Annotated in this window: 7 protein-coding genes and 1 pseudogene; 2 read left to right on the top strand and 6 right to left on the bottom strand. The window is 32.6% G+C overall.

Annotated elements, in window-relative coordinates:
• Window positions 1-54: 54 nt before the first annotated feature.
• The 5 genes from ACKI5C_RS03020 to ACKI5C_RS03000 form a co-directional block, all read right to left on the bottom strand.
• The gene (locus ACKI5C_RS03020) at window positions 55-6,816 is read right to left on the bottom strand and encodes an Ig-like domain-containing protein (RefSeq protein WP_407431753.1); all 6,762 of its coding nucleotides are present in this window, start codon (window positions 6,814-6,816) and stop codon (window positions 55-57) included.
• Between the two features lie 545 nt (window positions 6,817-7,361).
• A complete protein-coding gene (fbp, locus tag ACKI5C_RS03015; protein ID WP_407431752.1) occupies window positions 7,362-8,456 on the bottom strand; it encodes a fructose-1,6-bisphosphate aldolase/phosphatase in 1,095 nt (364 codons plus the stop codon).
• 112 nt (window positions 8,457-8,568) lie between these two features.
• On the bottom strand, window positions 8,569-8,967 hold the full coding sequence (locus ACKI5C_RS03010; RefSeq protein ID WP_407431751.1) for a PaaI family thioesterase: 399 nt from the start codon (window positions 8,965-8,967) through the stop codon (window positions 8,569-8,571).
• 26 nt (window positions 8,968-8,993) lie between these two features.
• Window positions 8,994-10,145 carry a tRNA uracil 4-sulfurtransferase ThiI gene (thiI, locus tag ACKI5C_RS03005; protein ID WP_407431750.1) on the bottom strand — a complete coding sequence of 384 codons (1,152 nt, stop codon included), beginning with the start codon at window positions 10,143-10,145 and terminating at the stop codon, window positions 8,994-8,996.
• A 151-nt stretch (window positions 10,146-10,296) separates the two neighbouring features.
• Window positions 10,297-10,572, bottom strand: a complete 276-nt coding sequence (locus ACKI5C_RS03000) for a zinc ribbon domain-containing protein (protein WP_407431749.1) — start codon at window positions 10,570-10,572, stop codon at window positions 10,297-10,299.
• 112 nt (window positions 10,573-10,684) lie between these two features.
• Between ACKI5C_RS03000 and ACKI5C_RS02995 the strand changes: the two genes are divergently transcribed.
• Complete coding sequence (locus ACKI5C_RS02995) at window positions 10,685-12,073, top strand: carbon starvation protein A (RefSeq protein WP_407431748.1); 1,389 nt, start codon at window positions 10,685-10,687, stop codon at window positions 12,071-12,073.
• A 19-nt stretch (window positions 12,074-12,092) separates the two neighbouring features.
• Here ACKI5C_RS02995 and alaS read toward each other — a convergent pair whose 3' ends face one another.
• Window positions 12,093-14,798, bottom strand: a complete 2,706-nt coding sequence (gene alaS / locus ACKI5C_RS02990; protein WP_407431747.1) for an alanine--tRNA ligase — start codon at window positions 14,796-14,798, stop codon at window positions 12,093-12,095.
• A 219-nt stretch (window positions 14,799-15,017) separates the two neighbouring features.
• Between alaS and ACKI5C_RS02985 the strand changes: the two are divergent.
• Window positions 15,018-15,448 (top strand): annotated as a pseudogene (locus ACKI5C_RS02985) (hypothetical protein); the annotation flags it as partial.

Here is a 15,448-nt window from a genome sequence, read left to right as displayed (position 1 = left end):
AAAAAATAAAATAAAGTAAATGAAGTAAATCATTTACTTTCTGTTTTAAACTTTTTATTTGGCGCGAACAGTAACCTTATTACTTACAGCCTCGTTTTTGTAATATGAAGTAATAATATACTCACCAGGCATTAAGTTAATGTTTAATTTAGCAAAACCGTTTGCATCAGTTATTCTATTATAGAATACACCATTGATGTTGAATCTGACAGTTTCACCTGCACCTACAGTCTTACCAGTATCATCACATAGTTTAACTATGAATTGATCAGGAGTTCCATAAACCTTATTAAGATCACTATGTTCTATAAAGTGAGTTAAAACAGTAATAGTATTAGATCTCATTTCACCTGTTGCTAGATTATATGCAGTTATAATATATTCACCAGGATTTAAATTGATATTTAATTTAGCAACACCATTAGAATCTGTAGTTCTATTATAGAATACACCATTTATATTAAAGGTAACTACAGTATTAGCTAAAGGTTTACCATTTGAATCATAGAAAGTAGCAAAGTATTGAGTTTCATTTCTGAATACTTTAGTTATGTCTTTTCCAACAATAGTTGGATTAATGGTGACAAATGAAGTCAATTCAATATCATCTACTTTAACTATTACAGTATAGTTGTCACTATTTAAGTTCAATGCAAGTGAAGCAATACCATCTTTATTAGTAGTTCTCGTATAAACTACATTGTTAATACTTAAATCAACGGTTTTATTAGCTAAAGGTTTACCACCTAAAAGTACATATACATTAAACCTTTCAGGACCGTGGTAATATTTAACAACATTAGGAGCGGTTACTTCAAGTTTACCTTCGACATCAATATTAACAGTTGTATTTACTGGTTCGTATTTATCATTACCGGAATATGTTACTGTAGCGGTATAGTTACCCATTTCAAGATTAGGAACAGTAATCTTAGCAACACCATTTTCAACCACAGCAGCATATAAATCTTTGCCAATATTAGCAACGACCATACCTGTTGCATCTTCAGGCAATTTTACATTAATTATTGCATTTTCACCAACAAGGATAGTATCAGCACTAGCAGTTATATTAGCATTAGATACTTTATCAATAGTAATTGGAACTGTAGTTGAAACAGATTCATATTTATCATCACCAGAATATATGACATCAGCATCATACTCTCCAATTTCTAAATCTGGAATATTTACAGTAGCTTTACCATTTTTAACTGAACCAGTGTAATTTTTTCCACCAACATTGACAATAACAGTACCTGTAGCATCTTTAGGTAATCCGACATCAACAATTGCATCTTTACCAAATTCAACAGGTTTTGAATCAGCATAAATAGAAGCATTTTCTATTTTAGAAACACTAATTTCAACATCAGTTAATGTTGGAGCATATTTATCATTACCGGAGTAACTAACATTAGCAATATGGTCGCCAGCAGTTAAATCAGGAACATTAACAATGGCTTTACCACTTTCAACTATAGCTGTGTAATTTTTACCTTCAACAGCAATAATGACTTCACCAGTAGCATCTTTAGGTAATTCTACATTAATAACAGCATTATCACCAACATTAATTGGTTCTGCAGTAGCAGTAATTTCATAGGTATCATTTATAAATACTTCAAATTCGCCTTTACCTGAATTTTCAAGATATTTATCATCACCATAATAAGTGTATTTAATGGAATAACTACCTACAGGCAAATCAGATAATGTGAATGTAGCTTTACCATCTTCGACATCAGCATAGTAATTTTGACCATTGAAAACGAATAATACAACACCGGTTGCATCATCAGGAACAGCAACTTCAACGGTTTCATCATTACCAACAACAATATATTCAGTAGCAATAGAAGTTTTAGGAACAACTTTATTTACAACAAATGTTGCATTTGCTTCTGAAGCATTATGATTTTCATCTTCAGCCAATGTAGCAATAATAGTATAAGTTCCATTTACAGCCGTAAGAGTTATGGTGTTATCATCACTAACTTCATACGGTATATTATTAATAGTAACTGTAATTGGAGAAGATATACTTGGAATAAATGTAATTACAACAGTATCACGAACAATGTAAGAATCTAAAACATCAATCGCAATGGATGAAGCAGCTTTAGATACTGTAAATAAAGTTGTATTAAATTTACCATCATAGACATCGTCACCCTCATAATAAGCTTCAACTAAATATTTACCAACATCAAGACCACTAACCTTGAGAGTTACATCATTACCTTCTTGAACTAATTTGTCACCTCTATAAAGTACATCATTTACAACAACATAAAGGTCATCTTTGCTTGCACCATTAGGTAAAGTTACGGTAACAACAACATCACTTTCATTATAAACAATATCATTAGCAACAATAGTTAAATTATAATTGGTGACTAAAGGAACAGTGTATTTTTCAAGGGCATTACTAGGATTATAACTATCATCACCACTATAAGCAACAACAAATTCATAATCACCAGGCATGATTTCACCTAAGTCCACAGCGAAAACAGGACCATCAACAACAGATTCTACAGTACGGATTAATATCTCACCATCTACGATTCCAACAGTCACATTACCTGTTGCATCAACTGGGTAACCGGAAGTATCAGTAATAGAAATGACGACAGAAGTTACATTATTACTTTCATCAGTCTCTATAGATAGGACATATAAATCAGTATCTATTTTAGAAACATAGAATGAAACTTCAGTTGATTTTGGAGCATATTTACCATTACCCAAATAAGTAACATTAGCAACATAATAGTCTACAGCCAAACCAGGAACATTTACAGTGGCCATACCATTTTTAACTGGAGCTTTGTACTCATTACCTTCAACATCAACAATGACTTCACCAGTAGCATCTTCAGGCAATTCTACATCAATAACAACATCTTCACCAACCTTAATTGGTTCTGCAGTAGCAGTAATTTCATAGGTATCATTCATAAATACTTCAAATTCACCTTTACCGGAATTATTAAGATATTTATCATCACCATAATAAGTGTATTCAATAGAATTAATACCTACTGTATAATTAGATAACGTGAATGTGGCTTTACCATTTTCAACATCAGCATAGTAATTTTGACCATTGAAAACGAATAATACAACACCGGTTGCATCATCAGGAACAGTAACTACAACAGTTTCATTATTACCAGCAACAACATTATGAGTAGCAATAGAGGTTTCAGGAGCGGTTTTAGTAACAACAAATGTTGCATTTGCTTCAGAACCTATGTGGTTTTCATCACCGTCCAATGTAGCAAGAATAGTATAAGTTCCATTTACAGCCGTAAGAGTTATGGTGTTATCATCACTAACTTCATACGGTATATTATTAATAGTAACTGTAATTGCAGATGATATACTTGGAATAAATGTAATTACAATAGTATCACGAACAATGTAAGAATCTAAAACATCAATCTCAAGGGAGGAAGGAGCCTTAGATACTGTAAATAAAGTTGTATTAAATTTACCATCATAGACATCGTCACCCCTATAATAAGCTTCAACTAAATATTCGCCAACAACAAGACCGCTAATATTGAAAGTTACTTCATTACCCTCTTGAATTAAATTGTCGTCTCTATAAATTACCTCATTTACAATAACAAAAAGATCATCTTTGCTTCCGCCATCAGGTAAAGTTATAGTGACAACAACATCACTTTCATTATAAACAATATCTGTAGCAACAGTAGTTAAATCATAATTAGTAACTAAAGGAACAGTGTATTCTTCAGAATCAAAACTATCATAATAATAATCATCACCATTATAAACAACAATAATCTCATAATCACCTGGCAGAATTTCGCCTAAGTCCACAGTGAAAACAGAACCATCAACATCAGATTCTACAGTACGGATAATTTCACCATCAGCCATGACATCAATGGTTACATTACCAGTTACAGGAGCCAACTCACCATAAATATCATAAATAGTAATATTGACAGAAGTTATATTATTACTTGAATCAGTCTCAATAGATGAAATATCTAATGCTGAAGTATATTTTATAACATCAAAATCAAGTTTGTCAGATGTATTTTCATTATAGTTATCATCACCAAGATACTTTACAACAACACTATGCTCACCATATTTAATACCTTCTACACAATATGAAGCTTTACCTTCAGCAATATTTACAGGATGATCTTCACCATCCACAGTTATAATTGCTTCTTTGGTTACATCTTCTTTAAAGGTTACTTCAATTAAAGCATCAGTACCTGCAAAAATAATATCATCAATAGAAATATCAATAGTAGTATTTGCCTTATTTACTATCAAATCAGCATTAGTGGAATTTGTAGCATGAGATACATCACCAGCATAAGATGCAGTAATAACATAGTCGCCAGCACTTAAATTATCAAATGTAGCTCTAGCCTCACCATTATCATCAACAACAACTGTTTCATTAGTGCCATTGACATCAATAGTAATCTCAGCACCAACAATATTGTCAAGACCTGTTACAATAACTGTAGCATTTTCACCATAGGTAATGCTGACATCTTCGACATTTATTAAAACATCCTCTTTCGGGATAACAATGATAGTAGCTCCCACTACTCTTTTTTCATACTTATCATTTTCCATATAAGCAATATTAATATTATAAGTATTAACGTCTAAATTTTCGAATATTTTTTCAAAAGTACCGTTGAAGTTTTCAATTACTGCTTCCAAATCACCAGTAATATTAACTACTGCGGTATCTCTATCCTCAGGACCAGAAATATTAATTGTAGCATTACTTTCTACATAAATAGTTGTGGTTTCAGGATCAACAGAAAATTCAGGAGTGAGTTTATATACATAGAATGTTACATTTGTTTCTGAAGCATTATGATTTTTATCTCCAGCCAATTTAGCAATAACTTCAAATGTTCCGTTAACAGCGGTAAGAGTTACAGTTCTGTTAGGATTGACCGTATACTCTTCACCATTAATAGTGACAGTAATTTCAGTTGGAAGGCTTCCATTTAAACTAATTACAACATCATCATCCACCATATAATCTTCTGAAACCTCAATATCAATATAGGACTCAGCTTTAATTATTGAGAATGAAGTAGTATTTTCTTTATAATCATATATATCGTCAGCATTGTAACGAGCTATAACAGAATAATCGTCAACATCATAATTGCTAATATTTAAAGTCACAATATTGTCTTCACCAGGATTGAAACTACTACTATCATATACTGTTTTATTTACCAAAATTTCTAATTTATCTCTAGATGCTCTGTCCGGTAAAGTTACAGTAATTACAACATCAGTTTTATTATAAACAATAGTTGTAGCTGTTACAGGTAAAACATAATTAGTTACTAAAGGAATATCATGGTAATCCATATCAAAATTACCGTGATTGAATTCATTGCCCACATATACAACAGTAAAGTTATATTGGCCAGGATGAATATCAGTGATATTCAAAGTACCCTCATAAGTAGATTGACCCTCAATGTAAAATTCACCAATTTTTTCCTCAATAGTTTCGTTTTTAATAGAGATAGTTACCTTACCGTCTAAAGCAACATTACCCTCACTAGTAATAGTAATAGGGAAAGAAGTCATATTATTAGTTGGATTATATACAATATCATTAATTGTTAATATAGTACCATATTTTTCAGCGAAAAATTCTTTTTCACTTTGATTTGCTTTATAGTTTGTATCACCAAGATATTTTACAACAATATTATGAGTACCGTTTTTAACATCTTCTAATGTATATTTAGCATTACCATTAGTAACAGGAACAGTATTTTCAACACCATCAACGGCAATAATTGCAAATCCGGTTGTATTTTCAGCTAAAGTAACATCAATGTCAACATTGTCACGAACATAAATAGGATCATTGACAGTAATGGTTACCGGCGTATCAATCTGATATACATTTAATTTAGAATCAGTAGAACATGTATCATAAATTTTACCACCAGGATAGCTTGCACGAATTGTATAATTACCAACATTTATACCTGTAAATGTGGTTGTAGCAATACCATGACTTGAAAATATAGCTTCTTTTGATGCGTATACAGTATCTCCTAAAATTTCAATTAATACTTTTTCATCCAAAAGACCATCATCACTATTGACAACCACATTTAAATCTTGACCGTAGTCAATATCATATGTTTTATTTTCTATTTTAAATTGGTCAATAGGTTTAGGATCAACAACAATTAAACCGGTGATAAAGTCCTCAGCATAGATGTTATTTGCTTCATAAGTAACATTAAATCTATGGGTACCAACTAATAAAGAATCAACAGAAATGCTATGACTACCCATAAAATTATCTACAACAATTGTTTGTGGAGTCCAATCACCATAAAATCTAACTCTACCAGACACATCGCTAGGTCCAGTAATAGTAATAATCGTACTTTCACCAGCCACAATAGGATTTTTTGAAAATGTAGCTCTTATATTAGGATTAGCAAGCCCTAAAACATCATTATCTGCACCAATACCTAAAAGATTAGTATTTGCATTATTTCCCCCACGAACAGAATCAGCATTTTTCTTTTCATTCGCATGACTAGTTTCTTCTAAATTCGTAAAAAAATCGTTATTGGCATCAAATGTATTTTCATCAACACTTACTTCACCCACATCAGAAGTTGTAGTTGAAATATTATCGATGACATTTGTGCCAAAATTTGAATTATCCTGTGCTGAAACACAAGAAATTGTTATAGATACCAATAATACAATAAATATTAAAGATACCCCTATTTTCTTCATATTTAACATATTTTAACACCTATTAATTCATGCAAATTCATTAGAAAAAAAAGAAGATATAAATTTTCTAAAATTAACATGAATTATTATATAAAATATTTGTAATTATTGTAAACAAAAGTAAAACAATAATTAATGTAATGTATATCAAACTACATATATATATATATCCTTAAATTTATTGAAAAAATATGATTTTTCATAAAAATTTTTATCCGATTTTAGTGAAAATTTTAAATCTTGGTCTTTCATATTATATAACTTATAACTGCAATGGGAAAAAAAATTTATTTGTTCAATAATTGACTTTTTCCAATGTATCATAATGTATCAGATAAATAAGAAATAAAAATATTAAATCTCAAACAAAGTCTAAAACTACTGTAGACAAAGCAATCCAAAAAAATAAAGAAATTATGCAAGACTAAAAACGAAATGTATAGACTACCCAATGAAAAATTGGACTGAAAAACAGCTAAAAAATCAAATAAGCCCATAAAATTTTACAGACTCAAAAAAAAGTAAAAAAAGAAGAGATAAATAATCTCTTGAATTTAATCCATATCTTCAAATCTTTTTTCGAGTTTGGTCATTACACCAGGAAGTGAAGTATATTCCATTTCCTCAGCAGGTAATCTGTGAGGTTCGAATGGACCATGTCTTCTGATGTAAGTTGCAATTTTAGCAGCTTGTTCACGAGTAGGATCAAATGCAGGGTCATCAAATAAGTCTACAGGACCTACTAATTCACCATTAGCTACTTGGAAACCTAAACCAACAACTCTAGGTGGTCCGTCAAATCTAATTGGGTTTGCTTCTGCTTCTGAAACAGGCATCATTGGACCATTGTGGGATCCTCTCATCCATCCACTAACCATATGTGGGAATGCAAATGGATCTACACATTCACCGTTTGCAGGGAATCCAGATTGTGCTCTTACAACTGCTACTGGGTCATCTTTACCAACGTATCGGCCAGCCATTAAGTTTAATCTTTCGGTACTTATTGCAGCTGCGATTTCACCGTTTTTCTTCCATACTCTTTTAATAACATATCTTCCGGTTGAACCGATTAATGCGAGTAAATCATACATTTCTTCAGGACAATCCAAGATAACTTTTTTGTGTTCGATTACATCGAATACTTCAAATTTGAATCCATCGTGTAAACTTGGGTCAATAACAAGACCTGCAGTATTAAATGGATCTGCAAACATTCTAAAGATTGGTAAGTTAAATGCACCAGGTTCGGTTTTGTCACAACAGAATACTAAAACAGGGTCAGATGGTCTTTCTTCGAATTCCATTTCTGCAACACCAGGACCCATACCTTTAATGTTTCCTGAGAAGGTATCAGATAATAAATCTTGACCTGCACCATATAATTTTAATTCACGTGCTCTTGCAGTAGCTTTCATGAATGCATCATATGCAGTTTTGTGTACTTCTTCGTTTTCTTCCCCTTTGTTGTGAGTCATTATTAAATCGATGTCATCCCCACAACGGGAAACATAATAGTCGTTTAAGATACCGGTTTCTAAAGCTTCGTTTAAAACTTCGTCACAGATATCCATTAATTCTGGGTGTGCAACACAGTGACCAGAAACACTTCCAATATCAGCTTTAATTACACTAACAGTAGTTTTCATTTTAATACCTCAATAAATATTAAGTTTATTTGTAAACTTAAAAAATAAATTTAGTATACGATAATATATTTGAATTGTAAAGTATATAATTATTATGATTTAAGTATTGAATTCATAACTTGAATCCTGTCCCAACAAATTGAACGATATCCCTACCAGTATCATCAACAACATCCACATTTATTATTGATGAACTTCTGCCGTTTTTCTTGCATATTGCTCTTGCAATCAATTTTTCTCCTTTTGGAGCATTTAAATAATTAACGCTTACTTGCTGAGCAACAGTCGGAAAGTGGAGGTGATTTGATAAAACTGCGAAAGAAAAATCAGCTAATGTAAACATTACTCCACCCATAACACCACCTAGACCATTTTTATGCCCATCATTAATTTCCAAACTGCATTGGCAGGAATCATTATCTAATTCATCAATACGAACTCCAGTATTTGTTGCGAACTTATCATTTTTAAAAAATTCTCTTGCTTCTTCAATTGACTTAAAAGCACACATTTAAACACCTGTTAAAATTATTAATATTAATTTGATTGAATAGTTTTGAAAGCCTCTATTATGGCTTCATCCTGGTTCATAGCTTCGCAAGCATCCTTAAACCTATCCAAATCACCTTTTGTTTCAGGATATCTTGGAACTGCACTACATCCACCATCATCGATTTTGGATATTTCAAATGTTCCAATTTCTTCTGCAATTTTAGTGATTTCCGCTTTATCCAAACCAATTAACGGAGATAGAATAGGCATGTCAACACCATATCTGGTTGCTAGAATATTATTTAAAGTCTGTGATGCAACCTGACCAACGCTGCTTCCGTCAACAATAGCCAGCGCACCCATTTTATTAGCCAACTTTTCAGCTATTTTATACATACCAGATTTACATAATACACAGGTCATTTTTTCAGGTGCATCATCTTTGGCTTTTTGGAGATAATCCCCATATTTTACAATACGTTTTTTAATAGGTACACCTGCAGCATAATTTTGAAGTTGATCAACCAGTTTATTATAATTTTCCAATGCCATTTGGGATGTGAAGGGGTCATTATCACAGTACAAGGCTATTACTTCACAACCTCTTTTCATCATCAAATAAGCGGCAACAGGAGAGTCAATTCCGCTGGACACCAGACAGACAACTTTTCCCTGTGTTCCCAAAGGCAAACCGCCGGGACCTGGAATCTTTTCATGATAAATGAATGTATCATCACCGCGCACTTCAACAAATATTGTCAATTCAGGATTTGTCAAGTCTACAGGTGCTAAAACTCTTTTCCTTACAACTCCACCACAAAATGCAGCCATTTCCTGTGATGTGAAATCATGATTGCCAACGCGTCTGCATTTAATTGCAAATTTAGTATCCTCATCAATCATATTTTCACTAGCTAGATTCTCAACATATTCACCCAATGTTTTATCAATGTCTTCGAAATTACTGTATGTTGAAATAGCCGGAGAATAAGATACAATACCAAAAACCCTGTTTAAATTTTCTACCGCATCATCAAAGTTCTGCGGAAAAATATAGATTCTTCCCTGATTCCTATCAACATCACAGTCGATAGCAGCCTTAATGTTTTTAACTAATTTTCTTTCAAAACGAGAACGTACTTTTGTGCTTTTTAAACCAACTTCACCATATCTTGCTACGATTAAATCATATTTCATTTAAACATCCCACTTAATTAACCAAATCGCTGAAGATAATAGTAATCCCTTCAATATTTAAACATAGTCTAAATACTACTAAAATATAACAGCAAATATATTTTAATTTTTAATATTAATAAATATTTTTGAAAAAAAAGAAGATGAATGGCTAATCATTAGCCCATCTTTTTAACTTAGGAAAAACTTCGCCCATCATTTTAGAAGCTTCTTCCTTATCAATTTCCGGATGAACTTCAACCATTTTTTCTATGCAGAAATTCATCATCTCTTCCATAGACATGTCTGAAGTGAATTCACCATCCTTAAAGCAATAAATACAATAATCTTCATTTATACTTCCATCTGCATTTGTTCCGTATAATTCATCACTTGTCAAAGGCATTGCACAAGACTGACAGAATTTTTGATTTTCATAACTTTCCATAAATACCACATTTTTCAGTTAACTATTTTATGCCATTTAATGAAGTTTAAATGACATATATGTTGTTTATAACATTAATTATTTATATAATTTCATAAAATACTATAATACGATGTATAGTTTTCTAATCTGTTTTATAGCATTAATCGCTTCTTATTTTATTTATGGCAAAGCCATTGAAAAAATAGCAGGAGTGGATGAAAGTGTTCCCACACCAGTTCATAGATTAGAAGACGGTGTTGACTATTCCCCAATGTCTACATTCAAGGCATTTTTAGTTCATTTTTTAAATATTGCAGGTTTAGGTCCCATATTTGGAGTTATACAAGGTGCATTATTTGGACCTGCAGCTTTTCTATGGATTACATTAGGTACAATTTTTATAGGAGCAGTACATGATTTCTTCTCAGGATTTATGTCGTTGCGAAATGACGGTTCTACAATGCCTGGAATTATCTCCAAGTATCTGGGAACAACAGCTCAAAAATTTGTTGCATTTGTTACTGTCATAACAGGTATTCTTGTTGCATCAACTTTTTCAACAGGATCTGCAGCATTACTTGGTAATTTAACAAGCACACCAACATTCATCTGGGTTATACTGATATTCATATACTTTATAATTGCTACATTACTTCCAGTCGATAAGATTATTGGAAAGCTTTATCCACTTTTTGGACTACTATTTCTGCTTATGGTAATACTAATGACCGGAGGATTATTCTTAAATCCTGCATACCCCATTCCGGAATTTACTACACAGGGACTATACTTAACTGATAAGCCAATATTTCCGTTTTTATTTGTTACTATTGCATGTGGTGCCATTTCCGGTTTTCATGCCTCACAATCACCTATTGTTGCCAGATGTATTAAAAGTGAAAAAGATGCAAGGCCAGTATTTTTCGGAGCTATGGTTTTAGAAGGCATAGTTGCTCTATGCTGGGCAGCTATTGCATTGGCATTTTTCCACGGCCAGCCACAACTTGCAGCAATCTATGCCGCAACCCCAACAGTTGCAGTGCATGAAATGGCAACAAAATTACTTGGACCAGTTGGTGTAGCAATAACAATCATAGGTATTGTAGTTTGTCCAATTACTACAGGAGATACCTCACTTAGAAGTTCAAGAATTACAATAGCGGACGAACTAAATATAAATCAGGAAAAAATACTTTCAAGACTGAAAATTGCCTTACCTTTATTTGTAATAGGATTTGCATTAACCTTTGTTGATTTTACTCTGGTTTGGAGATATGTTGCCTGGGCCCAATTATTAATAGGTAGTGCAGTACTGCTTTCAGCAACGGCATATCTGATTAAAAAAGAAAAAAATTATATTATTACTTTAATTCCGGCAATTATATGTATCCTGATTACATTCGGATATATACTGCAAGCTCCAGAAGGTTTGAGATTACCTTCAATGATTGCTAATGTAATTTCAGTTATTGCAACGGCAATTGTTACAGCAATATTCATTAAAAAATATAAAAAATAGATAAGAGAAAAGATTTCTCTTATTGTTTAATTAATTCAACAGCTGTTTGAATAGCTTCATCCATTTTATCGGTGTTTTTACCTGCACCCTGTGCTAAAGTAAGACGGCCACCACCGCCACCACCTAAAACTCCTGCTGCAGTTTTGATAACATCATTGATTTTAATTCCATTATCAATAGCATTTTGTGAAGCTGCACCGACGATTTTACCATCATTATTACCCAATATCACAACATCTGCCTTACCGTTATCAGTAAAGTCCGTTGCCATTTTTTGAAGTTCTTTAAAATCACCGTCGATTAATTGATTGACAACTTTCAAGCCATTGATTTCATCATAATCATCAGCTAAAGAGTTCATTTTAAGTGAAGCAATTTCTGATTTTAACTTATCAATTTCATTTTTCTGAGCTTTCCATTCAGAAAAGAATCTGTCACAGGTTTTTGGTAATTGTTCGTTTTCAACTTTGAATATAGCTGAACTTTCACGCAGCAATGCATCATCATGCTGGATGGAATCAATTGCAGCCAAACCTGCTGAGAAATCAATCCTTTCAACACCATCTTGAACCCTTTCAGTCTTATTGATTTTGATTGGTCCAACAACACCGGTTCTCAATACATGAGTACCTGCACAGGCCTGAACATCAACTCCAGGAATCTTAACGACACGAATCATTTTACCCGGAACAATACCTCCCTGGTAAAGCACAAATCCGTACAATTCCTGTGCTTCATCCCTTGTGTGGAACTGGATGTCCAAATCAATGTTTTCCATAACATATTCATTGGCTAATTTTTCAATTTCATTCAGTTCTTCCTGTGTGATACGCTTATAGTGAGATAAGTCAATACGTGCACGGTTAAGAGCATTTTGAGATCCTGCCTGCCAAATGTGCTGACCTAATACTTTTCTTGCAGCTGCAATAACCAGGTGAGTTCCTGTATGGTGGCGTGCAAGAGTAATTCTCCTATCCCAGTCAATCTTACCTTTTACAGATTTGCCAACTACATCATTTGATATGTCTCCACCTACATGATGCAAGACCACATTATCAACTTTTTCAGCATAATGTATTTTAAATGATTTTCCATCAATGAAAACTTCACCTATATCTGAAGGTTGCCCTCCTCCTTCAGGATAAAATGTAGTTTTATCAAAGATCAAACATTTGTCTCCATCTTTTTCAACTAACCCTAAAACTTCCGCTTCAAATTCTTGTTGGTAGAAATCTTTATAGAACAATAAGTCAGTTTCAGGATAATCTACTTTAAATGAATCTTTTTTGTTTGTAGTATCTTTTTCATGGGCTCCTGCAACCTGTGTGAAGAAGTTGTCCGGCACATTAACAGTAAAGTCATCTCCAGCCATTTCAACTACGGTTTCCGGAGGAATTCCATGAGCGTCATACAAGTCTATTAACATGTCAAGAGGCATTTCAGATTTGCCTTCTTTTTTAAGTCTTTTAATTGATCTTCTAACAATGCTTTTTCCTTTTTTAACAGTAGCAGCATATCTTTCCTCTTCCAAAGTAATGATATTCATAATATGTTCTTCAGAGTCACGGATTTCAGGATAAAATTTAGACAGGAAATCTAGTTGTATTGCCATTACATCAGATAAGGATTCTTTCATGTTCAGTTCTTTCATGAATCTTATGGTTCTTCTTAAAACCAGTCTGGCCAAGTAACCCTCTTTAACATTGGATGGAATGATACCGTCAGCCAGCATGAAGGCCAAACATCTTGTGTGGTCTGCAATAATATAAATTGCTTCCATAGGTTCTGCTGCTTTTAAATATTCCTCTAAAGATAAATTTAAACTATCAGCCACTTGCTGTCTGAGTTCTTTTAAATCTCCAATATCTTCAATATCCATCATACCTGCAATTTGTGCATTTCTTCCCTGGATGTCTTCATTAATTTCAACACCAGTCAATTCTTTTAATTTGTCGACAACTGGTGCAAAACATGCATCGTAAGCTGTTGGAGTACCCTGTGAAATCCATGCGATACGTTCCAATCCGTAACCGGTATCCACAACCTTAATCGGAATTTCTTTCTTGGATCCATCTTCTAAAGTTTCATATTGGATAAATACCAATGTTGCAAGTTCAACACCTCTGCAGCAGACTTCATAACAAGGCCCTTCATTACCTCCACCGCTCCACCAGGATTTGATGAAAGTAATCTCTTCAGTATTAATTCCGATATGTGCAAAGAACTCATGACAAAGTCTGATGGTTTCATCTTCCCAATAAATGAAATCATCTTCTTTGTTAATTACAGTGTGTGTCCCCATTGTAAAGCAGGTCATATGTCTACCTGTTCTTCCAACATTATCAACATCGTTGAGTCTGATTGAAGGTTGAGCCATTTCAATAGGATTGGCAGGAGGTTTAACAAGTCCTGATGTTATCCAAGGCTGGAAACAAAATATGGATGCTCCAACCAGGAATACATCATCCCTCCACCTTTTGGCAAGAACAGGATATCTTGGGACATGAGTATGTCCTTCACTTTCTAAAAATTCTCTAAAAACTTTTTGGATTTCATATAAATTGTAGGGTTTATCAGTAGCAGGATTTGCAATAAACTCATACTCATCACATGGAGCATCACCACAGGTATCTCTATCTACCTGAGAGTAAAACTCCTGTCCGCAAGTTTTACATGTTTGTTTTTTATAACCAAGTTCATCAAAAATTTCTACCATAGTAATCATTTTAAAAGATTTATTAGTAAAATATATGTTTTTTATATTTTAAATAACTTTCAAAATACTAATTATTAGACTCTATAAAAAACTTTGTTGAATTTCAAAATCTTGTTATATTTATCTTTAAAATTAAAAGAGTCGAAAAATCCTGTAGTACAATTAATTTAAATACTTTTAACAATTAATATATATATCGTATCAAAAATTAATTTTGGGAGGAGATTCATGTTAAAGAAAGGATATTTGTTTTTAATAATAATAATCGTTTGTTTATTTGCTATTTCGACTGTTAGTGCAGAAGGAATAAATAATGAAACAAACATTGCAAATAGTTACGATTCATATTTAATGAGTGATTCTTTAAGTGAACATAATGTGTATTTAAGTGATGAAGAAATTCAAGGAAGTGCTGATAATGGTACTTTTAGTGATTTGCAAAAAATGATAAATGATGCCGGTGAGGGTTCAATAATTTCATTAGAAAAGAATTATATATATGATGAGGGATTTTCTACTGATGGAATAACTATTAATAAAGTATTAACTATTAATGGTAATGGTTATACTATTGATGCTTTAGGTAAATCCGGTATTTTTAATGCTAATTCAGCATTAACTTTAGATAATATTGTTTTTAAAAATGGAAAATTAACTGG

Origin of the sequence: Methanobrevibacter sp. (assembly GCF_045646045.1) — an archaeon.
In the GTDB taxonomy this organism is placed as follows: domain Archaea; phylum Methanobacteriota; class Methanobacteria; order Methanobacteriales; family Methanobacteriaceae; genus Methanocatella.
The sequence above is the reverse complement of the archived record's forward strand: the minus strand, read 5'-3'. Positions and strand labels throughout refer to the sequence as shown.

Coding starts and splice junctions, on each gene's coding strand:
- fbp (WP_407431752.1), bottom strand. CDS start 8,456: ATGAAAACTACTGTTAGTGTAATTAAAGCTGATATTGGAAGTGTTTCT.
- alaS (WP_407431747.1), bottom strand. CDS start 14,798: ATGATTACTATGGTAGAAATTTTTGATGAACTTGGTTATAAAAAACAA.
- ACKI5C_RS03010 (WP_407431751.1), bottom strand. CDS start 8,967: ATGTGTGCTTTTAAGTCAATTGAAGAAGCAAGAGAATTTTTTAAAAAT.
- thiI (WP_407431750.1), bottom strand. CDS start 10,145: ATGAAATATGATTTAATCGTAGCAAGATATGGTGAAGTTGGTTTAAAA.
- ACKI5C_RS03000 (WP_407431749.1), bottom strand. CDS start 10,572: ATGGAAAGTTATGAAAATCAAAAATTCTGTCAGTCTTGTGCAATGCCT.
- ACKI5C_RS03020 (WP_407431753.1), bottom strand. CDS start 6,816: ATGTTAAATATGAAGAAAATAGGGGTATCTTTAATATTTATTGTATTA.
- ACKI5C_RS02995 (WP_407431748.1), top strand. CDS start 10,685: ATGTATAGTTTTCTAATCTGTTTTATAGCATTAATCGCTTCTTATTTT.